General features: G+C 38.0%; 22 protein-coding genes and 1 pseudogene. 10 read left to right on the forward strand and 13 right to left on the reverse strand.

Annotated elements, in window-relative coordinates; all coding sequences use genetic code 11:
- Nucleotides 1-614: 614 nt before the first annotated feature.
- The 4 genes from H4K35_RS11230 to H4K35_RS11245 form a co-directional block, all read right to left on the reverse strand.
- Nucleotides 615-3,152: a heavy metal translocating P-type ATPase gene (locus H4K35_RS11230; RefSeq protein WP_182628011.1), complete on the reverse strand. Its 2,538-nt coding sequence runs from the start codon at nt 3,150-3,152 to the stop codon at nt 615-617.
- Between the two features lie 205 nt (nt 3,153-3,357).
- The gene (locus H4K35_RS11235) at nt 3,358-4,053 is read right to left on the reverse strand and encodes an RluA family pseudouridine synthase (protein ID WP_182628013.1); all 696 of its coding nucleotides are present in this window, start codon (nt 4,051-4,053) and stop codon (nt 3,358-3,360) included.
- An 88-nt stretch (nt 4,054-4,141) separates the two neighbouring features.
- Nucleotides 4,142-4,960 carry a 3-methyl-2-oxobutanoate hydroxymethyltransferase gene (gene panB / locus H4K35_RS11240; RefSeq protein WP_182628015.1) on the reverse strand — a complete coding sequence of 273 codons (819 nt, stop codon included), beginning with the start codon at nt 4,958-4,960 and terminating at the stop codon, nt 4,142-4,144.
- A 59-nt stretch (nt 4,961-5,019) separates the two neighbouring features.
- The gene (locus tag H4K35_RS11245) at nt 5,020-6,195 is read right to left on the reverse strand and encodes an SH3 domain-containing protein (protein ID WP_182628017.1); all 1,176 of its coding nucleotides are present in this window, start codon (nt 6,193-6,195) and stop codon (nt 5,020-5,022) included.
- 280 nt (nt 6,196-6,475) lie between these two features.
- Between H4K35_RS11245 and H4K35_RS15810 the strand changes: the two are divergent.
- Nucleotides 6,476-7,342, forward strand: a pseudogene (locus H4K35_RS15810) (HYD1 signature containing ADP-ribosyltransferase family protein).
- Between the two features lies 1 nt (nt 7,343).
- On the forward strand, nt 7,344-7,589 hold the full coding sequence (locus H4K35_RS11265; RefSeq protein ID WP_182628023.1) for a hypothetical protein: 246 nt from the start codon (nt 7,344-7,346) through the stop codon (nt 7,587-7,589).
- Between the two features lie 31 nt (nt 7,590-7,620).
- Here the strand turns inward: H4K35_RS11265 and H4K35_RS11270 are convergent, their stop codons facing one another.
- The 3 genes from H4K35_RS11270 to H4K35_RS11280 form a co-directional block, all read right to left on the reverse strand.
- A complete protein-coding gene (locus tag H4K35_RS11270; protein ID WP_182628025.1) occupies nt 7,621-8,076 on the reverse strand; it encodes a macro domain-containing protein in 456 nt (151 codons plus the stop codon).
- Nucleotides 8,077-8,189: 113 nt separating this feature from the next.
- The gene (locus H4K35_RS15815; RefSeq protein WP_368668697.1) at nt 8,190-8,363 is read right to left on the reverse strand and encodes a helix-turn-helix domain-containing protein; all 174 of its coding nucleotides are present in this window, start codon (nt 8,361-8,363) and stop codon (nt 8,190-8,192) included.
- Between the two features lie 1,301 nt (nt 8,364-9,664).
- Nucleotides 9,665-9,955 (reverse strand): hypothetical protein, encoded by a 291-nt coding sequence (locus tag H4K35_RS11280; protein ID WP_182628027.1) that lies wholly within the window; start codon nt 9,953-9,955, stop codon nt 9,665-9,667.
- Between the two features lie 208 nt (nt 9,956-10,163).
- Between H4K35_RS11280 and H4K35_RS11285 the strand changes: the two genes are divergently transcribed.
- Nucleotides 10,164-10,484 (forward strand): hypothetical protein, encoded by a 321-nt coding sequence (locus H4K35_RS11285; protein ID WP_182628029.1) that lies wholly within the window; start codon nt 10,164-10,166, stop codon nt 10,482-10,484.
- Here H4K35_RS11285 and H4K35_RS11290 read toward each other — a convergent pair.
- Both H4K35_RS11290 and H4K35_RS11295 read right to left on the reverse strand, forming a co-directional pair.
- On the reverse strand, nt 10,422-10,706 hold the full coding sequence (locus tag H4K35_RS11290; RefSeq protein ID WP_182628031.1) for a hypothetical protein: 285 nt from the start codon (nt 10,704-10,706) through the stop codon (nt 10,422-10,424). The genes H4K35_RS11285 and H4K35_RS11290 overlap by 63 nt on opposite strands.
- Before the next feature lie 237 nt (nt 10,707-10,943).
- Nucleotides 10,944-12,368, reverse strand: coding sequence for an L-serine ammonia-lyase (locus H4K35_RS11295; protein WP_182628033.1), 1,425 nt, complete (start codon nt 12,366-12,368; stop codon nt 10,944-10,946).
- A 374-nt stretch (nt 12,369-12,742) separates the two neighbouring features.
- Here H4K35_RS11295 and dnaK point away from each other — a divergent pair, with 374 nt between their 5' ends.
- Nucleotides 12,743-14,671 (forward strand): molecular chaperone DnaK, encoded by a 1,929-nt coding sequence (gene dnaK, locus H4K35_RS11300; RefSeq protein ID WP_286467074.1) that lies wholly within the window; start codon nt 12,743-12,745, stop codon nt 14,669-14,671.
- 93 nt (nt 14,672-14,764) lie between these two features.
- On the opposite strand, the gene H4K35_RS11305 is transcribed toward dnaK, so the two are convergent.
- Together H4K35_RS11305 and H4K35_RS11310 are read right to left on the reverse strand one after the other, a co-directional pair.
- Nucleotides 14,765-16,228: a PLP-dependent aminotransferase family protein gene (locus tag H4K35_RS11305; protein ID WP_255492442.1), complete on the reverse strand. Its 1,464-nt coding sequence runs from the start codon at nt 16,226-16,228 to the stop codon at nt 14,765-14,767.
- Between the two features lie 46 nt (nt 16,229-16,274).
- Nucleotides 16,275-17,243: a hypothetical protein gene (locus H4K35_RS11310; protein ID WP_220497688.1), complete on the reverse strand. Its 969-nt coding sequence runs from the start codon at nt 17,241-17,243 to the stop codon at nt 16,275-16,277.
- Nucleotides 17,244-17,624: 381 nt separating this feature from the next.
- Here H4K35_RS11310 and H4K35_RS11315 point away from each other — a divergent pair, with 381 nt between their 5' ends.
- Together H4K35_RS11315 and H4K35_RS11320 are read left to right on the forward strand one after the other, a co-directional pair.
- Nucleotides 17,625-19,664 carry a M4 family metallopeptidase gene (locus tag H4K35_RS11315; protein WP_182628037.1) on the forward strand — a complete coding sequence of 680 codons (2,040 nt, stop codon included), beginning with the start codon at nt 17,625-17,627 and terminating at the stop codon, nt 19,662-19,664.
- A gap of 214 nt (nt 19,665-19,878) precedes the next feature.
- On the forward strand, nt 19,879-21,912 hold the full coding sequence (locus tag H4K35_RS11320; protein WP_182628039.1) for a M4 family metallopeptidase: 2,034 nt from the start codon (nt 19,879-19,881) through the stop codon (nt 21,910-21,912).
- A 53-nt stretch (nt 21,913-21,965) separates the two neighbouring features.
- On the opposite strand, the gene H4K35_RS11325 is transcribed toward H4K35_RS11320, so the two are convergent.
- Together H4K35_RS11325 and H4K35_RS11330 are read right to left on the reverse strand one after the other, a co-directional pair.
- Entirely contained in the window at nt 21,966-23,030 is a 1,065-nt protein-coding gene (locus tag H4K35_RS11325) for a nucleoid-associated protein (RefSeq protein WP_182628041.1), read from the reverse strand.
- 60 nt (nt 23,031-23,090) lie between these two features.
- Entirely contained in the window at nt 23,091-23,633 is a 543-nt protein-coding gene (locus H4K35_RS11330) for a hypothetical protein (RefSeq protein WP_182628043.1), read from the reverse strand.
- 225 nt (nt 23,634-23,858) lie between these two features.
- On the opposite strand from H4K35_RS11330, the gene H4K35_RS11335 reads away from it, so the two are divergent.
- The 4 genes from H4K35_RS11335 to H4K35_RS11350 are packed head-to-tail and all read left to right on the forward strand — an operon-like array spanning nt 23,859 to nt 26,502.
- Nucleotides 23,859-24,041, forward strand: a complete 183-nt coding sequence (locus tag H4K35_RS11335) for a hypothetical protein (RefSeq protein WP_182628045.1) — start codon at nt 23,859-23,861, stop codon at nt 24,039-24,041.
- A complete protein-coding gene (locus H4K35_RS11340) occupies nt 24,031-25,374 on the forward strand; it encodes a 2TM domain-containing protein (RefSeq protein WP_182628047.1) in 1,344 nt (447 codons plus the stop codon). The genes H4K35_RS11335 and H4K35_RS11340 overlap by 11 nt, the downstream gene beginning before the upstream one ends.
- Before the next feature lie 56 nt (nt 25,375-25,430).
- Nucleotides 25,431-25,769, forward strand: a complete 339-nt coding sequence (locus H4K35_RS11345; protein ID WP_255492443.1) for a hypothetical protein — start codon at nt 25,431-25,433, stop codon at nt 25,767-25,769.
- On the forward strand, nt 25,741-26,502 hold the full coding sequence (locus H4K35_RS11350; protein WP_182628051.1) for a LytTR family DNA-binding domain-containing protein: 762 nt from the start codon (nt 25,741-25,743) through the stop codon (nt 26,500-26,502). Before H4K35_RS11345 ends, H4K35_RS11350 begins: the two co-directional genes overlap by 29 nt.
- Nucleotides 26,503-26,557: the final 55 nt, after the last annotated feature.

The following is a 26,557-nucleotide window of genomic DNA, read 5'->3' on the forward strand; positions in this document are numbered from 1 at the left end:
GATGAGTGGTAAATGATGAGTGGTAAATGATGAGTGGTAAATGATGAGTGGTAAATGATGAGTGGTAAATGATGAGTGGTAAATGATGAGTGGTAAATGATGAGTGGTAAATGATGAGTGGTAAATGATGAGTGGTAAATGGTGAGTGGTAAATGGTGAGTGGTAAATGGTGAGTGGTAAATGGTGAGTGGTAAATGGTGAGTGGTAAATGGTAAGTTCACTATTCACTATTCACTATTCACTATTCACTATTCACTATTCACTATTCACTATTCACTATTCACTATTCACGACTTACCATTCATTAATTTTTTCTATTATATGTGTTAAATGAAGATTTTTAAAAATCTTAAGTCTTGTGTTTTTATTAATATTTAGTTTTTTATATAATTTTTGTATTAAAATATTTTATTATTGATTTTTTTTATTATCTTGCATAGGGTAAATAAATGTATTACTGTATTTTTTATTAGTTGTTAAAAATGAGTATTTAGTCATTCTTTTTTACTTTGTGGGGACTTGGTTTTAGAATGGAACAAATACGAAAAAACAAAAGAGGCTGTCTGTATAGATAGCCTCTTTTATTTTACTAGGTTGTTCACCGTCAAATAGGTTTATAATTTGGTATTTTTTAAGCGCAAGGAGTTTGCAATTACGGATACTGAGCTAAAGCTCATAGCTACTGCGGCGATCATCGGTGACAACACAATTCCAAAAACGGGGTATAAGATACCTGCTGCAATGGGGATACCAATACTGTTATACACAAAGGCAAAGAAGAGGTTTTCCTTGATGTTTTTCATCACCTTGTGACTTAGTTGAATAGCTTGTGGAATTTTGTCGATTTCTCCTTGTAAAAGGGTGATTTCTGCACTTTCAATTGCCACATCCGTTCCTGTACCCATGGCAATACCCACATTGGCTTGTGCCAGGGCAGGAGCATCATTGATTCCATCGCCAGCCATCGCCACAATTTTTCCTTCTGCTTGAAGTTTTTTGATTGCATTGAGCTTGTCTTCTGGGAGTGCTTCGGCAAGAAACTGATGAATGCCCAATTGTTTGGATACTGCTTGTGCTGTATTGTGATTGTCTCCAGTAATCATAACTACTTCAATGCCTTGCTGGTGTAGTTTTTCAATGGTCGCATAGCTCGACGCTTTTATTTTATCGTGCATCACAACATAACCGAGCACCACATTGCCCTCTGCGATGTAGGAAATTGTTTTTCCCTCTTTTTGGATGGTGGTTACTTCAGCGATCAATTCGTCGCTCAAGGAGGCTTCTAAGGATTGCATCAAGGCGGCATTTCCCAACGAAATACGTTTTTTATCCACCACACCTTGAATCCCTTTGCCCGTAACACTAGCAAATAGTTTTACTGGCGTTAGCGCCAGTTGTTTTTCTTTTGCTGCTTGGGTAAATGCCAAGGCCAAAGGGTGTTCACTATTTTGATTTAAGGAGGCAGTTAGATGCAACAAAGCGTCTGCATCATAATCCGAATGGGTAGAGACTACCTTTTCGATTGACGGTTTTCCTTCGGTAAGTGTACCTGTTTTGTCTGTAATTAAAACATTGATTTTGTTGGCTGTTTCTAAAGCCTCTGCATTTTTGATTAGAATGCCATTTTGAGCTCCTTTTCCTATTCCCACCATGATGGACATGGGGGTTGCCAATCCTAAGGCACAAGGACAAGCGATAATCAATACAGCTAAGGCATTGATAAACGCATAGGCTAAGGTTGGTTCAGGGCCTAAGAACTTCCATAAAAGAAAGGTTGCAAGGGCAATGATAATCACCGTAGGAACAAAATAAGTCGATACTTTATCTGCCAATTTCTGAATAGGTGCACGCGAGCGACTCGCATTATTAACCATGTCAATAATTTGGGATAACAAGGTGTCTTTTCCTACTTTTTCTGCTTGCATAACAAAAGAAGTATTGCTGTTTATTGTTCCAGCAACGACTTTGTCTTGCTTTGTCTTTTCCACCGGAATCGGTTCTCCAGTAATCATGGACTCATCAATGGTAGCATGTCCTTCGAGAATAATCCCATCCACTGGAATTTTTTCTCCTGGTTTAACGCGGAGTTTATCGTGTTTTAAAATGGCTTCAATGGCTACTTTTTCCTCTTCATTGTCTGCGTTAATACGCGTTGCTTCTGTTGGTGAAAGTTTGAGTAGTTCTTTGATAGCTGTGTTGGTTCTGCTGTGTGCCTTAGCTTCCATCACTTGTCCTAACATTACCAAAGTAAGTATCACTGCTACAGATTCAAAATACAAGTGAATACCGTGTTCGCCTTTAAAATCTTCTAGAAATAGGTTGGGAAAAAAGAGGGCGATTACACTAAATAGCAATCCAGCGGCTCCTCCCAATCCAATTAAGCTGAACATATTGAGATTCCACGTTTTAAAAGAAACCCAAGCACGTTGGAAAAACGTCCAACAGACGTATACTACGGGAATCGTAAAAATCAATTGGATGTAGTTGTTGAGGTGCATGGGAATAATCTTGCCTATCGGATCACCAGGTAGCATACTTCCCATGGAAAGGATGAATACAGGTAATGTAAAGAGAATGGCATATTTCAACTTGCGCAATAGATCTGTATAGGTGGTGTCTTCCGGTTCAATACTGATGGATTTCGCAACTAAGTCCATACCACATACAGGACAAGATCCAGGTTCTTCATAGGTTTTATCACCTTCACAAAGCATAGGGCAATAGTAAACGGTTTGTTCGATTTTAGTTGCTGGAATTTGTTCTAAATTCATTCCACAAACCGGACAACCTACATTGCTGTCGTATACTTTATCGCCTTCACACAACATCGGACAAAAATACTTGCCTGCTTTATCTGCCATATCGGCTGGAATTTCTTGATGAAAGTGATCGGCTTCACTCAACTCCACTGGGGGAAGCACTTCTTGAGTGCCGTCTTCTTTGGTAATCACCTCTTGTAAAATATAGTGCCCCTTTTGAAGCAGCGCTTTTTGTAGGGTTAAGGTGTCGATGTCGTGATGCAATTCAAGATGGGCTTGTTCTTGCTCTAAAGAAACTTCTGCCTGAACGCCATGAATCTCGTTTAAGGTATTTTCTACTTTGGTGCGACAACCATTGCAGGTCATTCCACTTACTTTATATACTTTTTTCATGCAATAGGGTGTTTTTTAATACACTAATTTCGGCTTTTTTTGGGATTAAACTGTTACATAATTTATAGAAAAGGTTATGTTTTTTTTGTTTACGGTTTACTTATCACCATTAACCAACCACATAAAAACAAAAAAAACTTCTTATCACAGAAGTTTTTATTTTTATTGAAAAAGTTACCACTCACAAATCACCACGTACAAATCACTATTTCGTTATTTCATTCCAAATGACGTCATCTGGGGTAGGGGCAGTGAGAGTCAATAGTTCTTTGGTTACAGGATGTGTAAACGTCAACGCACGTGCGTGAAGGTGAATTCCGCCATCGGGATTGCTTCGATCCGCACCGTATTTCAAGTCGCCTTTGATAGGGCAACCTACTGCAGCTAATTGGCAGCGAATTTGGTGATGACGTCCCGTGTGTAAATCAATTTCTAAGGCAGAATACGTTTTGAGTTGATGAAACATTCGATACGTCAATTTTGCTTTTTTGCTATTGGGTACTTCTTTGTTATGTGCTTTAGACGTGTTGTTTTTAGGGTTGCGCACTAAAAAGTGTTCCAGTGTATCCTCTACTTTAGGAGGAGCATCTTTAACAACGGCCCAATAGGTTTTTTTTGTTTCCCTATTCTTAAACGACTCATTTAAACGAGTAAGTGCTTTGGAGGTTTTGGCAAATACCACAAGTCCAGAAGTTGGACGGTCTAAGCGGTGAACTACGCCTAAATACGCGTCTCCAGGTTTGTTGTGCTTTTGCTTTAAATAGATTTTGATGCATTCGCTCAATGGCATATCTCCCGTTTGATCGCCTTGTACGAGGTCGCCCACGCGTTTGTTTACCACAATAATGTGATTGTCTTCGTGTAGGATTTGTAAATTATCGGGAGTAGTAACAACTTTCATACGGTGAATTTTAAAACAAAAATATCCTTTTAAACTGGGTTAAATCTAAAAGGATATTTTTGCGTGTATTTTTTGTGAAAAATAAAACTTAGTATTGTTCATTTTCATTTGGAAAATCAACTGATTTTACGTCATCTACATATTGAGAAACAGCATCTTTCATCTGATCAAAGATGTTTAAGTAACGGCGTAAGAATTTAGGGTTGAATTCATGGGTTAAACCGATCATATCGTGAATAACTAATACTTGGCCATCAACACCGTTTCCTGCGCCAATTCCAATTACAGGAATCGAAATGCTTTGCGCAACTTTTTTCGCTAAACTCGCTGGAATCTTTTCTAATACTACAGCAAAACAACCGATTTCCTCTAACATCTTCGCATCGCGCATCAATTGCTCCGCTTCTTCGTCTTCTTTTGCTCTTACCGTATAGGTTCCAAATTTATAGATAGATTGAGGGGTTAATCCCAAATGTCCCATTACGGGAATACCCGCTTCTAATATGCGCTTGATTCCCTCTTTAATTTCAATACCACCTTCCATTTTTACAGCATGTGCACCACTTTCCTTCATAATTCGGATCGCAGAACGCAGGGCTTCTTTTGGATCAGATTGGTATGAACCGAAAGGTAAATCAACCACAATAAGCGCTCGATCTGCACCTCGTACTACCGATTGTGCATGGTATATCATTTGATCTAATGTAATAGGCAAGGTTGTCTCGTGTCCAGCCATAACGTTACTAGCGGAATCTCCAACTAACATAACATCAATTCCACCAGCCTCTAAAACTTTGGCCATTGAGTAATCATAACAAGTAAGCATTGATATTTTTTCTCCATTGGCTTTCATATCAATCAGCGACTTAGTTGTCACTTTTTTATAATCTTTCTTTGCTACTGACATTTGTTGTTTATTTTGTAATTCCTTGTAAAAGTAGAGTAAAAAGACTTCAAATAAAAAATTTAGCAGTAATAAATCAATTCTATTCGCAATAATTCATTATTGTAAAACTCAAAACTGTAGAGAACATCGTCTACTGCAATGTAATATGTGTGGGTCAATGGCTCAATAAGCGTGATCAATCCTTTGGCTAATTTTAGAAATACCTGTTCTGTGGTGTACTGTTCCATCAATTGATTGTCGATGATAAAACCATTTTTATTAATCATGTCCATTTTGCGCACTTTATAGGTGTGGTCCAGGTCATGGGTAATAAATTCAGCGGAGTTAAAATAGGAATTTCCCTCGTAATCCCCCAAGGCACAATCTTCTAAATTAGCCGATTCATCAAGGGGATAACCGATATAGGTGTGAATCCAATCGATATCAAAACCGTCTATGGGTTCTATTTTTTCATTTAATGCAAAGCCAAATTGACGTTTTCTGATCAATTTACTTACTTTGGATGTATCACCTTCTTTCGGCATTGCTTTTATGGCCTCCAATTGCAATTTCAACAGCGCTACTTTTTCCGTTTCATCTTGTTTATTTGCGAAGTCAATATAGAATTGAATGGCTTTTTGCGTTGCTGCGTCTTCGCTATTCCACCCCAATTCTAAGATGCGTTCCGCGTATTTGCGTTGCTCACTTACATCAGAAGTAGCTTTATACGCTTGGATCAATTCACTCATCACAGGACGCTCTCCCAAGTATTGAGCAGCTATATAACCATAGCCATCATTATACGAAATGGGAACCCAAGCGTCTTTGTAGTAAGGATAAAATTCGATAGGCACAGCCGTTCCAATTAATACTGTTCCCAATACACTAGCCGTACTGCTGGGATATTCGCGCACTTTAAGTCCTGCTACGGTAGTAAAGAGATGAGGAGAGCCGTAATATTCGTCCATTTCAATAATAGGAGTAGGCGCTTCGGGTGCATCTTCTGTATAGTATTCCTTTAGATTTTGGGTATCGACAATATAAAGCGGACTTTCATAATCGCGATCGACTTGTACCAAACGCTTGTTGATCTTTTCATAGTAGGAGAGATGAGCGTTGGAAATAAAAATTCCCGCTTTTTGCGTGGCTGCTTTGTCTTTGTAAGCTTCTGTGGGCTTTGAAGTATAAAGGGTTGGAGATTGAGCTGATGCTTGTAAGGTAAAGCATATTAGCAAGGCTTGAACGAGTGTTTTCATACGGTTGTTCTATTATTCAATATCGTTTAATTGAGGATGCAAATGTGCTGAAAAAAATAACGCTGTTAGTAAAAAAGTGAAAAGGCGAGCTGAATTTCACTATTTCTGGGGAGTAGCGATTGGTTTGTGGTTTACTGTTTAGGATTTTGTAGTGGATGCCTCGATAAAAAGAGAAAATTTTGTCAAAAGTAAATTGCCCAATAAACCAATAGGCAGTTGTCTGGGTGAGGAGGTAGATGCAGCTGTCTTCTAGATTGTATTTTTAGAATCTAGAAATTATATTGTAGATTTACACGAGTTACAAGATGAGTTAGGATTAAACGTCTATGATTATGGTGCCCGTAATTACGATGCGGCTATCGGTCGTTGGATGAATGTGGACCCGTTGGCGGAACAGTTCCCTGCCTGGAATCCGTACCATTATGTGCACAACAACCCGATGAATCTGATTGATCCAACGGGGATGAGAGCTGATCCACCCATAGAAGGGGAATTTGAAAATGGATACGTTCATACAGATAGTGATGGAAGTTGGACTTATAATAATGGAATATGGAGTGATAACTCAGGAGGTGGCAATGATTTTCTTGAAGGTATAAACTTTACGGTTCCAGGTAGTTCGTATGGGATTATCCGTTTTGTATCTGATTTTACGGGAGGAAGTCAAGCTGTTCAAATAGATGCTGAAGCTCGAGAATTATCTAGACATTCTGATGGAAGTACTGATTGGGCAGCATATGCAGGGTATTCATTAATGATGGAAAAGGCTACCAATCCTGGGAATTTGGAGATTGGAAGGAATTTACTTAGAACTCCTGTTAAAACGAAATATCATTATACAACTGAAGCAGGATTTAATTCAATTATGGAAACTAAGACACTTAATCCATCAATAGGAGCGAAAAATGCAAGATTTGGTTCAGGTCAATATTTTACTGATATTGCACCAGGATCTTTTACAAAAGGCTAAACTTCGTATCGACTTTATGGAGTACCATGGAATGGTAGTCGTTTGACTCATTTTTTTGAGATCGAAACTTCAGGATTAAATATCATTAAAAATAAAACATTCAATTTTCTACATCCTTCTAGTACTCCATTAAATGTGAAGGGAATAATTGTAAGTGGTGGAAAAACAGGGTTTTAGTATGGGGGAGATTTTTATAAAGAAGTATTGGATTGAAAGGGATGTAATGTTTTATTTACATTCTAAAAACGGTAAAATAGTAAGGCAAGCTGAAATTACGCCTATTTCTAAAATATTACTTACATTAGATTGTCCAATAAAAGGAGATTCTATGTTATATGATCAATCATTAGATGAATTAGAAGTAAAAGAATCTGATTTTATTACTGAAGAAGAGTTTAATGAAATTTGGAATAATAGTAAATAACATAAAAGCCCTTTTTTAGGGCTTTTATGTTTTAAACTTCTTTATAGTTTTCGACAACAAATAAATTAATATTTTGGTAATCTAGTGAGACTTTATCAATTATAGATTTAACATCATTCCAATTAAGACCACCTAAACCAGCTCCAATTTTAGGTAACGCAATTTTATATATATTGTTTTGTTGTGCGTAAGAAAGCATTTTTATTAAGGAACTTTCAATAGCATTAATATCAGCTTTAGTTTTCCAAGTGGCTTGAGTTCCGAGATTAAATATTGTTTCATTATTATAAGTGTAGGTATATATATCACCTAAAGAAAATAGATTTTCTTTGCATAATTTTTTATACTCAATGTACATTTTTGGAAATTTATTTTTGAATTGTAAAGCAATCCCGTTTCCCATTGCCCCCGCACAGTTACATCCGTGAGCGTAGTTTTGTATATCCTCTAAATTGAAGATATTTCCCTGTTCAATATATGTAACCATTATAGTGTAGTGATATTTTTAGTAAAGAAGTCTTTAAACTTCTTTTTGGTTAGCATTGTTTCAATCATACCAAATATAATTGTTTTGTCTTTTTCATCAAGTTCGGCAATTAGTCAAACCTGTTCGTTTGCAGTTTTATCTTCTAAGGTTATTTCTGTAGGAATCTCAGAATCCATGTGAACAATTTGGTCAATTGTAATTCCATAAAACTTGGCAAGTTTATCTAATAGTTGAACAGAAGCTTCTCTTTGTCCGTTTTCAATTTTACTATAATGAGAAATACCCAACCCTACTTGGATAGTTACTTCCTTTTGAAGATTTCCTTTTTATTCTCTTTAACGCTTGATATTGTTAGAGAAAGCCAGAATTAAAATTTATTAACGCAACACAAATATAGATATTTAGTACATTTTGTACAATAGTGATACAAATAGTCGCTTTTATAATTGCCTATTTGGACATTTATATTTGGTTTTGTGATGTACAAAATGGCACAGAATAAATTTAGTAATGGAAATTAGCGAGATAAAACAGCAGCTAACAATGGCAATGGTCTTGCATTATTACGGTTTGAAGCCCACCAAGCAAAGTCGTTTGCACTGTCCTTTTTACCAAGATAAAACCCCGAGTATGCAGGTGTATTACAAGACCCCGATCGCGCGGCAATCCGTGCGCATTAATTATAGAAAGAAGAAAAACCCGCTAATCAAGGACGAGCGAGTTTTATATTTACATAATACTTTTCAGTTTTGTTTGTTTAAGAAAGGAATCGAGCAGTTCTATGACTACATTATTCTTATCGTCTGGGAGTTTTAGATTACCATAGATTTGAATCAATTGACCTACAGCTACGAAGGCAGTAAACACCCGATCGCGCGGATTTGATCCGTGCGTTAGATGTTCAGGCGTTAGCTGTTCAGCCCAATCGCGCGTTTTTTTAATTGTGCGGTAAAAATATTTATTTCAATCTATAGAACAAGGTCAACAAAACACAAAGCAACGGATATTCATACCCCTAACAACAGTTGCTGCTAAGATATTTTGTGAAGCTTGTGTACAGTTAAAACGTCTACAGCAGTATACCGTTTGGCAAGATGGTTAGCATGCAGAACCGATTTATACTAATACTTTTACAAAAGAGAAGATAAATTATATTCACCATGGTATAAATGAAGGCACGGGTTACCACATCCACGCCATCGGATAAGTTTGAGTGTATAGGTAGATGGTTAATAGTTTGTAAGGGGTTTGTAAAGGGTTTGTAAGGTAAAATGGCCTAAAACCCTTGTAAATACTAACGACCCCCTTACAAACCCTTTACAACTACTTTTCTTTGTTGTTTAAAATACTGAAATACAGCTTGTTGTGTTTTATTTAATTTGAACAAGAATGGACAATAACTCCTTATTTGTCCAATATGTGTAAGAATACGGAAGGGGGTATTACAGGTTAATTTCGACTTGCTTAGGTTTGCAGTTTAACCATGTAGAACGCGGATAGCACAGAACAATCGTCCAAAAAATAGTAATGAGTAAACACATCCGCGCCATCGAATAAGGAGGTTAGAGGGTATTAAGGTAATAAACGATTAAGCTAAGACAATCTCACAAACACCGCGCGACCAGCGCAAAGGACAAATCGTGCAGATTTCGTTGCTCTTTGCTCGTCGCTCTTTGCTCGTTGCTCTTTGTTCGTTGCTCGTTGCTCTTTGTTCGTTGCTCGTTGCTCTTTGCTCTTTGCTCTTTGCTCGTCGCTCTTTGCTCGTTGCTCTTTGCTCGTCGCTCTTTGCTCTTTGCTCGTCGCTCTTTGCTTTTTGCTTTTTGTAAAGCAAAATTATCTTACAAATGAACAAACCGCGCAAATCGTAGCGTAGATTCATCGAACACCAAAACAAAATATAAACTAGGTGAGATAAACCGCGCAAAGAACAAACCGCGCGAAAAACAAATCGTAGCGTAGCGTAGATTTATCGAACACCAAAACAAAATATAAACCAGGTGAGATATAGCACATCACCCACACCTTCCACTTTTTTTTCACAATCAAGATTTTAAATTGTAGTTTTATCCCAATTAAATAAACACCCAGTGAAAAAAGGTCTTATTGTTTTTGTCGTTGTCGTTTTAGTAGCGATTCTTCAATTCAGTTATTTTATGAAAGGACAAGCGAGCCAAGAAGCCGCTAGTGAAGCCATTTATTTTGTTGTCGAAAGTGTAGAGGTTTGGCCTGATAATACCTATTCGATTTACGATGCAGAAGGAAATGCCTTTAAGAGCTATACTTTTGATACGCCCGAAGTAATCAACAAAGGCGATATTATTTCCAAAGAAGCCAATTCTAGTGAACTAACCGTGTATCGATTTGATCAGGCAGGTAAAAAAGAAGTGGTTTTGAGGATAAAAGAGTGATGAGTGGAAATCGTCGCTCTTTGTTCGTTGCTCTTTGCTCGTCGCTCGTTGCTCTTTGCTCGTCGCTCTTTGCTCGTCGCTCGTCGCTCTTTGCTCGTCGCTCGTCGCTCTTTGCTCTTTGCTCGTCGCTCTTTGCTCTTTGCTCGTCGCTCTTTGCTCTTTGCTCTTTGCTCGTTGCTCTTTGCTCTTTGCTCGTCGCTCGTCGCTCGTTGTAAAGCACAATTATATTACAAATGAAGAGATTTAACAAACCGCGCAAATTACAAACCGCGCAAACCGCGCGAAAAACAAATCGTAGCGTAGCGAAAATCGTAACGAAGTGTAGATTCATCGAACACCAAAACAAATATAATCTTGGTGAGATATATTCATCGAACACCAAAACAATATATAAACTAGGTGAGATACACCACACAACCGACATAAAAAAAAGATGGCATTATGCCATCTTTTTTTGTATTAACAATCAGATAAGTTCACGGCCACTGCCAATCCACCTTCTGAGGTTTCTTTGTATTTATTATTCATGTCTTTGGCGGTTTCCCACATGGTGCTTACTACCTTATCCAAAGGCACTTTAGCGTTTTTAGGATCCGTATCCAGCGCAAGTTCTGCTGCGTTAATGGCCTTAATTGCCCCCATAGCATTGCGTTCAATACACGGGATTTGTACCAATCCACCTATGGGATCACATGTTAGTCCCAAGTGGTGTTCCATGGCAATTTCTGCCGCCATCATCACTTGTTCTGGACATCCACCCATTAGCTCACATAGTGCACCAGCTGCCATGGCACTAGATACGCCAATCTCAGCCTGACATCCTCCCATTGCTGCAGAAATGGTCGCCCCTTTTTTGAATATACTGCCAATTTCTCCTGCTACTAGTAAGAACTGTTTGATCTCTTTTTCGCTTGCTTTGTGGTTTTCAATTACCAAATAGTACATTAATACGGCTGGAATTACACCTGCACTACCATTGGTAGGTGCTGTAACTACACGACCCAATGAAGCATTTACCTCATTGACCGCTAGGGCAAAACAACTTACCCATTTCAAAATTTGACGGAAGTATACCTTGGTTTTGCGAATCGTTCCCAACCATTCTTGTGGATTGGTATACGGTAAATCACTTTTTAAGTTTTGATGTGAGTCATACGCACGTCTGCGGACATTTAATCCCCCAGGTAAAACTCCTTCCGTATGACAACCTATATACATACACTCCAACATTGTATGCCAAACGCGCATTAGTTCACGGTGAATTTCCTCTTCACTGCGCAGTGATTTTTCATTTTCATAAACCAATTCCGAAACCGTCATATTTTGTTCTCTACAATAGGCTAAAAGTTCGGTTGCTTTGTCAATGGGATAAGGAAAACTCGCTTTAATCTCCTCGTTCTTTTCGTTTGCTGCGCTTTCTTCTTTTACAACAAACCCACCGCCAATGGAGTAAAAGGTAGAGGTATAAGTCTCACCTGCTTGTGTTTGAACGGTGAAGGTCATCCCATTGGCGTGGAAAGGCAAGAAGTTTCTATTAAAGACAATATGAGTTTTAGGATCAAATGTAAGGAGCAATTCCGCTCCAAGGTTGATGGTTTTGGTGCTGTTTATTTCAGCAATAATACTGCTGATATTTTCTACGGGAACATATTCTGGATCAGCGCCACTCAAACCTAACATGACGGCTAGATCTGTAGCGTGTCCAACGCCAGTCAGTGAAAGCGATCCGTATAAATCTACGGTAAGCTCCTGTACTTGGTTAAATAGTTGGCGTTCTTTCAGTTCTTTTAAGAAAAGCTCTGCTGCTCTCCACGGACCTAACGTATGTGAGCTCGAAGGTCCAACGCCAATCTTGAGCATATCAAAAACAGATATACATTCCATAATGTTGCATGATTTAATCGTCACGAAGATAAGTAAAAAGTGCGGAGTCACAACGGTCGGAATTGGATTTAACGTATAGACAGATTAAAGTTTTTTGTTGGGGGTATTTCATTGAATTCTAGGTGATTTAGCATGATATAGACCGAAAAGTCATACTATTATGATAAAAGATGGGAATAGTGATACATACGAACTGTCAGGGAAACTGACGATATCGACAGGTGAAAAGACCTTCTTTATGACAAAGTGACATTGTCTAAGGGCTGTTTTTACAAAAAATAAGTCAGAAATGGCATAGATTGTTCTTGGCACAAAGATTGACTAATAGTAAGCGAGCTTGACGCTCACAAATTGAAAAAGTAAAGTATAAAAAAATAAACGATAAACATACTATGAGTAAAATAATTGGTATTGACTTAGGAACTACGAACTCATGTGTTTCTGTAATGGAAGGGAACGAGCCAGTAGTAATTACGAATGCAGAAGGAAAAAGAACAACACCTTCAGTAGTAGCATTTGTTGAAGGAGGAGAAATTAAAGTGGGAGACCCTGCAAAACGTCAAGCAGTGACAAACCCAACAAAAACAGTAGCGTCTATCAAGAGATTTATGGGTGAGAAATTCAGCCAAATCCCTGGAGAAATTACAGCTGTACCTTACAGTGTAGTAAAAGGTGATAACGATACCCCTCGCGTTGATATTGACGGACGTTTATACACACCTCAAGAAATTTCTGCCATGACGTTACAAAAAATGAAGAAAACGGCAGAGGATTTCTTAGGACAAGAAGTAACAGAAGCTGTAATTACTGTACCAGCATACTTTAATGACGCACAACGTCAAGCAACTAAAGAGGCAGGTGAAATTGCAGGATTAAAAGTAAGACGTATTATTAACGAGCCAACAGCGGCTGCTTTAGCATACGGATTAGACAAAACTGGAAAAGATCAAAAAGTAGTAGTATACGATTTAGGAGGGGGTACATTTGATATTTCTATCCTAGAATTAGGAGACGGTGTATTCGAAGTATTATCTACAAACGGAGATACACACTTAGGTGGAGATGACTTTGACAACGTAATCATCAACTGGTTAGCAGAGGAATTCAACACAGCTGAAGGTGTAGATTTGCGCAAAGATGCTATGGCATTACAGCGTTTAAAAGAAGCAGCTGAAAAAGCAAAAGTAGAGTTGTCATCTGCTACTCAAACAGAGATTAACTTACCGTATATCACGGCTACAGCTTCAGGACCTAAACACTTAGTACAAACGTTGACAAGAGCGAAATTCGAACAATTGTCAGATGATTTAGTACGTCGTTCGATGATTCCTTGTGAAAAAGCGTTGAAAGATGCTGGATTGTCTAAATCAGATATCGATGAGGTAATCTTAGTAGGAGGTTCAACTCGTATCCCAAGAATCCAAGAAGAAGTTGAGAAATTCTTCGGTAAAAAACCACACAAAGGAGTAAATCCAGATGAGGTAGTAGCGATTGGAGCTGCGATTCAAGGTGGAGTACTAACTGGAGATGTAAAAGACGTTCTTTTATTAGACGTGACTCCACTTTCTTTAGGTATTGAAACAATGGGAGGTGTAATGACTAAATTAATTGAAGCCAACACAACAATTCCTACAAAAAAATCACAAGTATTCTCTACAGCAGCAGACAACCAACCATCAGTAGAAATCCACGTATTACAAGGAGAAAGACCGATGGCAAATGACAATAAAACAATTGGTCGTTTCCACTTAGATGGTATTCCACCAGCTCAAAGAGGGGTGCCTCAAATTGAAGTAACTTTCGATATTGATGCCAACGGAATCATCAAAGTTTCTGCTACAGATAAAGGAACTGGTAAATCACATGATATTCGAATTGAAGCTTCGTCAGGTTTGACTGAAGAAGAAATCGAAAGAATGAAAAAAGAAGCAGAAGCAAATGCTGATGCCGATAAAAAAGCCAAAGAATCAGCAGATAAAATCAACGAGGCAGATGCGATGATTTTCCAAACAGACAAGCAATTGAGCGAATTTGGAGATAAGTTATCAGCAGCGAACAAAACTGCGATTGAAGGTGCTTTAGAGGAGTTGAAAAAAGCATACGAAACAAAAGACGTAGCGACAATTACTCCAGCTTTAGACAAAATCAATGAGGCTTGGAAAGCAGCTTCTGAAGAAATGTACAAAGCACAAGCGGAGGCTCAACAAGGAGGCGCACAAGACGCTCAACCAAACCAAGGAGCTAACCAAGGTGGGGGTGATGCTGAAGGTCCTCAAGATGTTGAGTACGAAGAAGTGAAATAAGAACCCTAAAGTTTTTATAGTTATAATTGAAGAACCGAGTCATCCAATGGCTCGGTTTTTTTATTGTATACTGTTGTGGAGTGTATCATAGGGCTACTCCACACAAGCGCGATGAAAAATAGACAAACAAAGGTCGATCTCATCCGTTGTTAAGTGAGCAAACCCCAAGCGAATACCCGTTAATTTTTTACTCTGATACAACAAGGTGGTTGGGATGTAGAGGTTGTTGAGCATGCACAACGCCCGTACGCGCATGAGATTCACCGGAAACGAAAACCTAATCCAAACAGCTAAACCGCCTTCTGGTATCGAAATTTGTAGACTATCGCCAAATAAATCCCTCAATACACTACAGAAGTAATCGCGTCTCTCCTTGTATATTTTATTTACCTTTACTTGGTGTCGAAACAAAACCCCTTCTTCAATTAATTCCGTTAGCGCATGTGTGGTAAAATAGCTTTTATTTTCCATCAACAAGGCTTGGTGTTTTTCCAATTCTTGTATGATATTCTCTGGTGCTACCACAACACCCAAACTGAAGTCTGATGCAATGGATGTTCCAATTGAACTCAAGTAAATGACCATGCCTTTTGCATCGCTGCTCAATAGAGGTAGCGGAGGATTGTTGTTGTAGTGAAAATCGAAATGAGTGTCGTCTTCCAACAAGATAAAACCGTACTGCTGCGCCAACTGCAAGAGTTTTACGCGTTGCTGTATCGGGAGGGATTGCGTTGTTGGATAGTGATGATTCGCTTTGAGGTAAAAAAGGCGAATAGGCATTTGTTGACACAGCTTCTCTAAAGCGATAAGGTCTAACCCCTCTGTTTGTAATGGGATGGGGTGTAATTGGGCGCCTGTATTTTGTAAAATCGCATGACTGCCGTAATAGCCATACTCACTGATTGCAATGTGATCACCATTGTTCAACAGTAGTTTTGAACATAAGTATAAAGCCGTAGTGGAACTTGGTGTGGTTAGTATATTTGCTGGTGTAGCCTGAATATTACGCGTCAGATTGAAGTAGTTTGTCACTTGCTTTTTAAGGGCTAGTTCCGCTTTTTTGGCATAAGGATCAAAGTAGGTACTGTGTTGTTTTCGCTTGAGATTAGCACTAAAAATAGAGGCGAGTTCTTCCTGTAACCCCAAGCGTATATCTGGGGTTCCATCTGTAAAATAGTAGCGACACTGGTGTTGATCACTAGGCAAATCCAAGCGGTTATCCCTAGGGAAATCGTAGCCCGTGCTAAGGGGAAATGCATTGGAATTGCTGTGTACTACTTGCTTGGCTTGATGGACATAGGTCCCTTTGTTGGGTAGGCTGATTAACCAACCTTGTGTAATAAGTTCATCATATGCAGCAATTATCGTATTGCGATTGACCTGTAGAAGCGTTGCTAGCTTTCGCGTTCCCGGCAGTTTGGTGTCTACAGGAATAATATTGCGCTGTATTGCATTGCTAAACTGATTGGCAATTTGCATATACATAGGCGTTGCAGACGCTTTGTCTAAGTGTATCAAGCGATTGTACGGTATTTTAAACGATTGGGACATGCGCATATATAAGCTGGGAATACAAGATCAATAGGCACAAAAATAAGGATTATCAATCGATTAGCGCGCGAACTTTTAAAAGGTTTTCTATTTGAAATGAATAGCAGTATTGAGGCGTACTTCGCGCACCAAAACTCTCTTTCCAATAGAGCAAACCCGCATTGAGCTGTTTGGGACTGAGGTGACTGCTACCAAAATCAAAATAGCGTACCTGCGTTTGGTATTCCTTCAACAACGTGTAGATCAACAAATCTAAGGCTCCGTTTTTGTTGTCTTCCTCTTTTCCAGCAATGTATTGCAAGTGCACAACTTGCGGATGAATGAACAAGGTAGTTCCACCAACGAGCACCCCTTCCGCATTGTAGACGTTGACCTGCTTGATGGACTCAGGAAATGCCTGCATCAATTGGGAAATTTCCGCCACACTGTGTACAGGGCTAGTTTGGTAGCGATCGCGTAAACGAGGCTGGAGAATGTCTCGCCAAAATGCAGTTGGCATAAGATCTTCCTTGATGGTGTATCCCTTTTTTATCCCTTTTTGTACCATGCGCTTTCGGTTGGTATTCAGCTGAATAGGAAACTCAAAATCTAATGTGGATAGCAATTGTACTGTAGGCTTACCGCCCTGCAGAGCATGACTGATAAAGGCAAGCGTATTGGTTGTCAATTTGTTGTAAATTGAAGGTATCTCATTGATAAGTAAGGTGGTTAATCCCTCTTGTTGACAATGCATTGCTATGGCTTCCACTATGGCTAAGTATTGATGAAAGCTCAGTCTAGGCAGTTGAATGATACTGCCATAACTCAAGCCAAAGTGACTGCATAATACCTGTTCTTCCTCATGGGCAGGTAAGAGGGCAATTAGTGTAGCTCCCTCATATACTAAAAGGGAGTGATCCGTAAAACGCGCTTGGTGATAGTCCATAAAATCGCGGTGGAATAGAAAACTCCCATGCGTTGCGCGTTGGAGAAAATGATTCCATATGGCTCGATATTCAGACGTGTAACGTACAACTCTCAAATGACACTGATTTTGGGATAAAGGATGCGTGATACCACAAATATAAAATTAAAATCAGAATAGTCTGCCATAACGAGGACAGAAGAACTAAGGAGGGATAGTCGTTACTCCTTCCTCAAAAAGAGGTGTCGCGGATCGTTTTGCGAATTGTTATTTTTTGTCACAACTAAGAAGTTGATGTTGAGTTATTTACACAATATGTTTCATCGTGTGAGGCCTAGGCTACATGTAGTTGAGTTGATGGATGCGTTTATAGCGAGCTTATAGAAAGCTAATTTGGCAATGGAAAAGGAAAAGAAAGCGCGATTTAGGTTGTATATATTGGTTGAATTGTAGTATATTTCGCTTCTAAATTAATTCAATCTAAATAAAAAGAAAAAAATGAAACAAAACTACATACGTGCCCCTTTTGTTTATACTGTATTTGCGGCTCTCCTATTGACTAGTGGAAGTTATGCAAGTTCTATTGCTGAACATAGGACGAGTAGTCATGCTGTATATGCTACTGACTTACCAAGCTATAAGCCGTTGAATGCATACGGTTCTTTTGTCGTTCGCATGGATCGAAATTCACAGGTTACGGAGCAAGCATTTTTGGCAAATGTCCTTCCTTTTTTCGGATTAAACGAAAGCAATTCCTTTCAATTGATCCACACCTTTACTGATGATGTAGGTCATACGCATAAAACCTATCAGCACTACGTTGGATCTTATGCTGTTGAAGGACAAATGTTTATTGTTCACTTGGATCCAAAAGGACGCCTAACCTCAGTAAATGGAACAATTATCAATATTGAAAACAAGAAAAGTAGTTATAGCTTAAAGGCAAATGTAAACCGAAAACCAGCTATTTCGAAAGAAAAGGCGATGAATATTGCCTTTAAAGCGAATAAGATTAAAAGAGCAAAAACAGCGGATTATCCGGTAGAAACGGTTTTTGTGAAAACAACCGATGAAAAGGGATTATTCGTCTTAGCACATAAAGTGCGCATAGAGGAGCTCAACGCCAACCGAATGGTAAGTAAACACGTTTTCATCGGAGTAGAGCAGGGAACGATTGTAAATGAAGTTTCATTAATAGCCCATGCAAATGTCAGAGGAAGAGGCGATGGGCACTATCGTTCGAATTTACCTCTGGAATTAAAAGAAGAGAACGGCAAGTATTTGTTGGTCGATACAGAGCGTAAGATCACAACCTATAGCGCCGAGCACACCACTAGCGAGTGGGATTTTTACGGTGGTATTGGGGAGCATATCACACATACGTCAACCAATTTTCCTCAAAATCCTAGTAATGACATTCATTGGGGATTAGCGAGAACCTTTGATTACTTTAATGAGGTACACAATCGCAAGAGCTTTGATAATAATGAGGGAGAAATTTATGCCTATTACAACCCGCTTTTCTTAGATGGAGATCCTGATTCTGGCTTTCCCGATAACGCATTTGCTGTACATTCCGTTCATGGAAATTTTTTGGTATTTGGAAGGGGATCGGGATTCTTTAATCCGCTGGTTACTTTAGATGTAGTCGGACATGAGTTTAGCCACTTAGTTGTAGGAAAAAATGGGAGAGGTGGATTAACCTATCAAGGCGAATCTGGAGCGCTTAACGAGGCTTTTGCCGATATTTTTGGTACGTCCATTGAACATTTTGCCGTAGAAGATGCTGATTGGTTAATTGGTAAAGGTATTGTCAACCTACCGGCATATAACTACATGAGAAATATGGAAAATCCCAAAAATAACCACCCAGGAAGTAGACAACCCACAACGTATAAAGGACAAAATTGGGCCAATACTAGCTTAGGTGCTCGGGACAATGGCGGGGTGCACATCAATAGTAGCGTCATGAATTATTGGTTCTATTTGCTTAGTGTGGGAGGAAGTGGTATGACTGACCCTATTGTAAATCAACAAAATACAGTGCTTATACCCGCGAAAGATTATATTGTTTCTGGAATAGGAATCCAAAAGGCAGAAAAAATAGCCTACCATACTTTGATGACACAGCTAAGTAGTAACTCACAATACGTTGATGCTGTGAATGGATCATTGACCGCAGCAATAACCCTATACGGTCAAGACTCTGAAGAGTATTTCTCCGTTTACGACGCTTGGTATGCAGTAGGATTACTCGAAAACCCAAGAGAAAATATGGGATTGGAATCGTTTGAATTAACTGAAGAGGTGTTTAGTATGTACCCCAATCCAGTATCCAATGGAGAATTAACTGTTTTAATCAAAGACGATAAGGGAATAGTAGCCTTTTACAATATGGCTGGACAAAAAGTTACGCCCAACTTTCCTGTTGAAAGAGGAGAAAATAAAATCTACATTCCTCACTTAGGTACTGCTAACTATATCGTAGTGTTCGAGAGCAAAGAGCGAAAGATTTCTGCTAAAATTGTTGTAAAATAAGGCTTGTGTACACGCAATTCACTTTTGTGGATTTGATTTTTATAAGTAAAAAAAGGTTTGAATTGAATTAAATAAATGTTTTTTTAAGCATTAAGTTGATTTGTTGTAAAATATTGTTAAATATAAATAGCGAACGTTATGTTAAATGTATATCAAGTATTTTTCACTATATTTCGAAACTGATAATATTAATTTAATCCTCTAAAAACCACTCATGAAAAAAAATTACCTATATGCTTCAACTTTATACGTAGCTTTCGCCTCATTTCTCCTTGTGGGAAATAGCGCTGTTGCAGCTGTTGACACAGGTGCTATCACTGCGTTAGAAGTGAATGCTACACAATTGCCAACGTATAAACCACTAAATGATTACGGTTCATTTGTTATGCGAATGGATAAGAAATCCTTTGTTACAGAACAAGAATTCTTAGCAAAAGCCAATACACTTTTTGGATTTAATGACACAAATACGTTTCAGTTGATAGATAGCTATGTTGATCGTTTTGGAAAAACACACAACAGCTATCAACATTTTGTAGGTCAGTATCGTGTAGATGGGCAAATGTTTATCGTTCATACAGATAAGGCGGGGAGAGTGACTTCAGTAAATGGGAATATTATCAATATTGAGAATAAAAAAAGCACCTATAGCTTGCGCGCGAATGTGAATAAGAAACCCGTTATTTCGCAGGATAAAGCAGTTAGTATTGCCTTCAAAGCGAGTAAGGTAATTGTTGCCGACAAGGTGACTGACTTTCCAGTTGAAACAGTGTTTACGCGTTCCAATAAAGACGGTGTATTTGTTTTAGCACACAAGGTACGTGTAGATGATTATTCCAATGCCAAACTCATTAGTAAAAATGTTTTTGTTGACGTTGAAAAAGGTGAAATCGTTTCAGAAATATCCCTGATAGCCCATGCTAATGTAACTGGCTCAGGAAATGGTTTCTACCGCGATAATTTACCTTTGGAATTAAATGAGGTAAACGGTAAATTCCAATTAGAAGACGAAGAACGAAAGATACGTACTTTTGATGGAACAGCTTTGAGCAATGAATGGGACATCTATAGAGGCAATGGTGTGCTCTATGAATACGATTCGCCAACAATTGCAGAAGATCCTTCAAACGATGTGCATTGGGGATTAGCCCGTACTTATGATTACTACAAAGAAGTTCACAATAGAGCTAGTTATGATAATAGAAAAGGCGAAATAAAAGCATTCTACAATCCAGTTATCATGGATGGTGATGAATCGGGTTTTCCTAATAATGCTGTGGCAATGGGTCCTCCATTTAATGTTTTAATATTTGGTCGAGGCTCAACGAATTACAATCCGCTTACGGCTTTAGATGTTACCGGACACGAATTTACGCACTTAGTGATAAATAGTAATGGAAGAGGTGGTTTGCAATACGTTGGAGAATCAGGCGCTTTAAATGAAGGTTTTGCCGATATTTTTGGAACAGCAGTAGAACACTATACTGTAGCTGATGCTGATTGGTATATCGGAATGGGCGTGCTAAAAGATCCTTCTTTTCCTTTTATGAGAAGTATGAAAAATCCCAAAGAGGGACGACAGTACAGCAGGCAACCGCATACTTATGAAGGAGAGCATTGGGCAAATCCGAGAAATACAGCGTGGGATAATGGTGGAGTACACGTTAATAGTGGTGTGATTAACTATTGGTTTTATTTAGTGAGTGAAGGTGGAAGTGGAATGACCGATCCGATCCGAAATAGTCTGGGTCAAGAACAAAAACCCGCAAAAGAGTATGTCGTTTCTGGAATTGGATTTCAAAAAGCAGAACAAATAGCCTACGAAACTTTAATGTCTCAATTAGGACCTAGCTCTCAATATGCAGATGCTGTACTAGGTACATTAACCGTAGTTGAAGATTTATTTGGAGCAGATTCTGAAGAATACTTTGCGGTATACGATGCTTGGTATGGTGTTGGACTAATTGATAATCCAAGAGAAAATATGGGATTGGAAGATTTTGAACTAACGGAAGATGTATTCAGTATGTATCCGAACCCAATAACAAACGGTGAATTAACCATACTGATTAAAGATGACAAAGGGACAGTAGCCTTTTACAATATGGCTGGACAAAAAGTAACCCAAGATTTCCCTCTGGAAAAAGGAGAAAATAAAGTGTACGTTCCTCAATTGAAAACAGGAAATTACATCGTGACTTACGAGAGTACAGACAGAAAAGTATCAGAGAAGATCGTAGTAAAATAAACATAATAAAAAAACCGAAACTATTGCGTTTCGGTTTTTTTTATGTCCTATCCTTATGATTTTTGTTCTTTGTTGAAGTACACTAAGTAGTAGTACATTTGCTTTTCTTCATCCCATCCTTTTTCTACAAATTTATCTGCACTCTCTGGATTGATAAAGTCAAGCTTAATCTGAATATTCGTATCTAAATTAATCACGTTCTTAATTTTCTTACGCGCATCAGAAACCGCATTGTTTGCAATTGGAAACGAAGTGGTATCTTCAATACTATACTTCTCTCCTTTGTCGACCTTATAGTTTTTGAATTCCGAAATTAAATCTGGATTGTCAATTACTTCGTTTAAGAAGTTGCTCTCTTCAAATTCGTCATTTTTAGCGAAGTAGTTTACAGAGCGGTTCATAAACATAACTTCTTCTTTTTTGTCCTCTGCTGGTAAAACTACATCCTTTGCAAAGTCTTGACAAAATTTCAAATATTTTTTGGTCATGAATGCCTCATCTTGAAAGATATCTACACTTAGGAAGTGCTCTAACCAGTAACGGGCGTCATAACGGTTGCTGTCAATCGTAAGAATCTTGTATCCCTCTTCTTTTTTGTAGTTGAAGATAATACAACCTTTGTCTAATTTGTTTAAGTTGATTCCTTGTTGTAAAATCATCTCTAGATTAGCGCCGTTTTCTTGAAATTGCAAGAAATCTGACTTAATCTCACTCTTGAAAATCCCAATCGCATCAACTACATTGTTGTCAATAGATGTATTTGTTAAATAGGTTACATATACTTCTCCATTTTTAATGTGCGGGTGATTTGACTGCTCAAATAAGTGTCTAGTTATTTTTTGTGAGATCTCATGTGCTTTATCAGAAGAAGGCGCATTAAACAACTCTGCTGCATAATTAAACATATCGTTGAACTCTAAATCAACATCGTGAACGAATTGGAAGTAATTTTCTTCTTTCTCACGGAAAGGCTTGAAGAAATATTCTTTTAATAAAGGAGCTATTTCATCGTTTAAACTATACGGTTCATTCGATAAAAAGATAGCCTCATTTCTACTCTTATTTCCAACTCTATGAATAGATAGCGTTTCTATGTGTGCATTAAAAAGGTTGATCATAATTTATTTAAGTATGTAGTAGATCGTTGATAGATCTGTTATTTTTATAATTAAAAAAGTCTAGTAGTTATCCTCTCCATAGTCCGTATAGCTATCATCGCCTTCGAACATATCATAATCTTCCTCGTCGTAATCGTCGTCAAAATCGCCGAAGATATCGTCGTTGGATACAGGATCAGCAGAAAAAGACTTGGTTGGTATATAGTCAGGTAAGATCCCGTGAGAAAACAACAACTCAGGGTATGCTGTTCCCGGTTCTTCTTCTTCAATCGCTGCTAATTCAACGAAGAACGTCCACATATTAAGGAAGTCATACACGTATATAATTTTTGTTTGATCTTCATCTAATACGGAACCAATGGTAGTTGATCCCATTGTTCTTCCTCCCGCTGGATCATCACTCATGTCAAAAAGAGAGATCTCTTCCTCTTGTTGTGTCCAGCTATCGTCGCAAGCGTAAAAAGAAGCCGCTTCCATACCGTCAAAACCAAAGGCATTCACAATAGCATTGTGTAAATCTTCTAACGTATCGTCCTCTAAAATAGCAATGTCGCGAAAAATATCTTCCTCAGTATCAAGGATAACTCTGAATTTATAAACCATAATTTTTTAAACCAATTAGAACTGCAAATTTAAAATTATTATTAACTCTTTTCCCATAAATGAACTCTTTTTATTTAGGAATCAATGTTCTGTTTTTTCAAGGTTGGAAATCAAAAGATTACCCGCTTTTACAATTCATCTTCCTAAAATGACAGTTCATCGACTATTTTTTTTTTACGTTAAATTATCCTATCATATTTGTTATACAAACCAAACGAAGTACAGATGAAATTTATATTTTTGATCATGCTAACGCTGATGCACTTAATCCTACAATGGATCCCTGTTTCAAAGGTACCTTCTTCTTATACTAAAGAAGATCAAACCAATTGGACTGCAAAAGAAAAAGAAGAAAAGCAACAACTTGGCAAGGAAACTAAATTATATACAGACCAAAATGAGAAATAACTATTTCAAATTAGTACTCTTAGCCTTTATTGTATTCATCCTATTTACAAAAGTACTCAAGCTACTTTTTATGGATTTATCGCTATTCTTGGGGTATTTGGTTTCCTTTGTTGGTATTATCGTTTTGGCCAACCAATATTGGAAGGAAATGTATTGGAAGAAGTTAGCAAAAAATCTCGATGGCAAAGAGAATAGTGTTCACAAAGTAACAGCTATTGTCACAGCAATCAACTTTGGATTTATTTGGTTTGTCTGTTTGGGATTAAAGATTTTTGATATCCATATTATAGGGAATAAGTCGTTTTACTATTTCATGGACTCGAGTAGCTTTAGCGCTATCTTTAGCACCTCTTTCTTCTTTAGTATTTTGGTATACATCTATTACTATACCTATTTTACGTCTTTGGACAAAAAAATGAGTATTAACGAACAAAAGGTAATCACCGGAAGTGTGTCTGCCCAGTTCGAAAGTTTGAAGAATCAATTAGATCCCCATTTTTTGTTTAACAGTTTGAATGTACTCAATGCGTTAATTGAAGAAAATCCGGAAAAAGCACAAGAATTTACCAATGGACTATCTAAGACCTATCGCTATATTCTGGACCAAAAGAACAAAGAATTGGTCCCATTAGAGGAAGAGCTTGACTTTGCCAAAACCTATATCGAATTACTGCAGATGCGGTTTGAAGAAAGTTTAACTTTCGAAATTGACCATGAGATTAAACAAGAAGGCGCCAAAGTGGTTCCCTTGTCATTGCAATTGTTATTGGAAAACGTAATCAAACACAACAAAGCCACCTCCAATAAACCCTTGCATATTGTTATTAAACAAGAAAGTGGCTACCTAATGGTAGAGAATAACCTAAACCTGCGCCAAGTGAATGAGGACCGAAAGGGAATCGGACTGACCAATATTGCTGATCGATATGCTTTATTGACGAATAAACCCATAAAAATCAACCAAACAGAAACAACTTTTGTTGTGCAAATCCCCATATTAACTAAAATTTTTGAACCGATGAGAATTATTGATGTCCAAGAAAATGAGCAAGAAATATTAATTCAAGCTAAGAAAAACGTAGAAAAAATTAAGCGATTTTATGCTCATCTAACGATGTATATTATGGTAAACACCTTTTTACTGGTATTAAATATGATGACTGATTCTAGGTTTATGTGGAGTTTAATCGTGGTGTTTTCTTGGGGAATTGGCCTAGTTGCGGATTGGATGAAAACCTATAATTACACCTTGTTTTTAGGAAAAGACTGGGAGGATAAGAAGATCCGCGAGTATATGGATCAACAAAATAATCGCAGTGCGAATTGGAAGTAGGTGTCATGGAATTTTATACAAAAGAGGTAGAAACCAAGTATCTTACCTACCGTAGGATGAGAGCAAAAACAAAAAGGCGGTTGCTAATCCATTGCTGCATTTGGTTGTTTTTTACAGGGATAATGGCCTATGAGCACTACTTTGGTATTTCGGGCGTTAGTTTTATCGGCATTAAGGCAGGATCTTATTCGAGTGCAGAACGACCGTTTTATGAACTACCTTTGTGTTGGTTGCTACTTCTCCTGATCCAATTCGGTTTATACTATGCTGAGCATCTGCCTGTAGTAGCTAAATGGCAAGATCTCTTGGAGCGCAAAGAGTTTAAACGTTTAAAACAGACCTACGAATATCAATTGAAAGAAAAAAATGAAACCAGTGCGAATAGTTATTATTGAGGATGAAAAACCAGCGGCGCGATTGCTGGAGCGAAAAATAGAAAAATTCGGCTATCAAGTGCTCGAAAAATTGACTAGCGTGGAAGATGCCGTACATTGGTTCCAACAAAATGAAGAACCAGATTTAATCTTCTTGGATATCCAATTATCAGATGGACTATCCTTTGAAATATTCGATCAAGTCGAAGTGAAAAGCGCTATTATTTTTACAACAGCCTACGATGCTTATGCCCTGCGCGCATTCAAACTCAATAGTATTGATTACCTGCTCAAACCCATTGCTGATGCAGACTTAAAAGGAGCTATCGATAAATTTAATGAACAACGAGCCTCTTTCTTTGCCTTTACGGAACAGCTAAACCTGTTTAAATCATTCTTGTCAACTACACCTAAAGAAAATAAAGAACGCTTTTTGATCAAAATTGGCACCCAATTGAAGATTGTACCTATAGGAGACATAGCGTGTTTTTTTAGTGCAAATAAATTGACCTACCTCAAAACTAAAGAAGGTCGAGAGTATATCCTAGATAATTCCCTCGATGAGGTCGAAAAAACAATTGAAGCCGAACAGTTTTTCCGCATTAGCAGAAAACACATCGTAGCCCTCGACGGCATAAAAGATATTGTTGCTTATAGCAATTCGCGATTGAAGTTGAATTTACATGTTGATTTCGAAGAAGATTTGATCGTAAGCAGAGAAAAAGTGAATGATTTTAAGCTTTGGCTTAGTTAATACATGCAGTATTTTATCGAAAAACAAGGCGAATAGTCAGTTATTCAAGATTCAA

It is taken from the genome of Myroides sp. NP-2 (assembly GCF_014145665.1).
In the GTDB taxonomy this organism is placed as follows: Bacteria; Bacteroidota; Bacteroidia; order Flavobacteriales; family Flavobacteriaceae; genus Flavobacterium.

Excerpts from the sequence above, each read along its gene's own strand:
- H4K35_RS11230 (WP_182628011.1), bottom strand. The coding sequence starts at position 3,152 with ATGAAAAAAGTATATAAAGTAAGTGGAATGACCTGCAATGGTTGTCGC.
- H4K35_RS11235 (WP_182628013.1), bottom strand. The coding sequence starts at position 4,053 with ATGAAAGTTGTTACTACTCCCGATAATTTACAAATCCTACACGAAGAC.
- panB (WP_182628015.1), bottom strand. The coding sequence starts at position 4,960 with ATGTCAGTAGCAAAGAAAGATTATAAAAAAGTGACAACTAAGTCGCTG.
- H4K35_RS11245 (WP_182628017.1), bottom strand. The coding sequence starts at position 6,195 with ATGAAAACACTCGTTCAAGCCTTGCTAATATGCTTTACCTTACAAGCA.
- H4K35_RS11265 (WP_182628023.1), top strand. The coding sequence starts at position 7,344 with ATGGGGGAGATTTTTATAAAGAAGTATTGGATTGAAAGGGATGTAATG.
- H4K35_RS11270 (WP_182628025.1), bottom strand. The coding sequence starts at position 8,076 with ATGGTTACATATATTGAACAGGGAAATATCTTCAATTTAGAGGATATA.
- H4K35_RS11280 (WP_182628027.1), bottom strand. The coding sequence starts at position 9,955 with ATGAATCTACGCTACGATTTGCGCGGTTTGTTCATTTGTAAGATAATT.
- H4K35_RS11295 (WP_182628033.1), bottom strand. The coding sequence starts at position 12,368 with ATGGAATGTATATCTGTTTTTGATATGCTCAAGATTGGCGTTGGACCT.
- H4K35_RS11305 (WP_255492442.1), bottom strand. The coding sequence starts at position 16,228 with ATGCGCATGTCCCAATCGTTTAAAATACCGTACAATCGCTTGATACAC.
- H4K35_RS11315 (WP_182628037.1), top strand. The coding sequence starts at position 17,625 with ATGAAACAAAACTACATACGTGCCCCTTTTGTTTATACTGTATTTGCG.
- H4K35_RS11320 (WP_182628039.1), top strand. The coding sequence starts at position 19,879 with ATGAAAAAAAATTACCTATATGCTTCAACTTTATACGTAGCTTTCGCC.
- H4K35_RS11325 (WP_182628041.1), bottom strand. The coding sequence starts at position 23,030 with ATGATCAACCTTTTTAATGCACACATAGAAACGCTATCTATTCATAGA.
- H4K35_RS11330 (WP_182628043.1), bottom strand. The coding sequence starts at position 23,633 with ATGGTTTATAAATTCAGAGTTATCCTTGATACTGAGGAAGATATTTTT.
- H4K35_RS11335 (WP_182628045.1), top strand. The coding sequence starts at position 23,859 with ATGAAATTTATATTTTTGATCATGCTAACGCTGATGCACTTAATCCTA.
- H4K35_RS11340 (WP_182628047.1), top strand. The coding sequence starts at position 24,031 with ATGAGAAATAACTATTTCAAATTAGTACTCTTAGCCTTTATTGTATTC.
- H4K35_RS11345 (WP_255492443.1), top strand. The coding sequence starts at position 25,431 with ATGAGAGCAAAAACAAAAAGGCGGTTGCTAATCCATTGCTGCATTTGG.
- H4K35_RS11350 (WP_182628051.1), top strand. The coding sequence starts at position 25,741 with ATGAAACCAGTGCGAATAGTTATTATTGAGGATGAAAAACCAGCGGCG.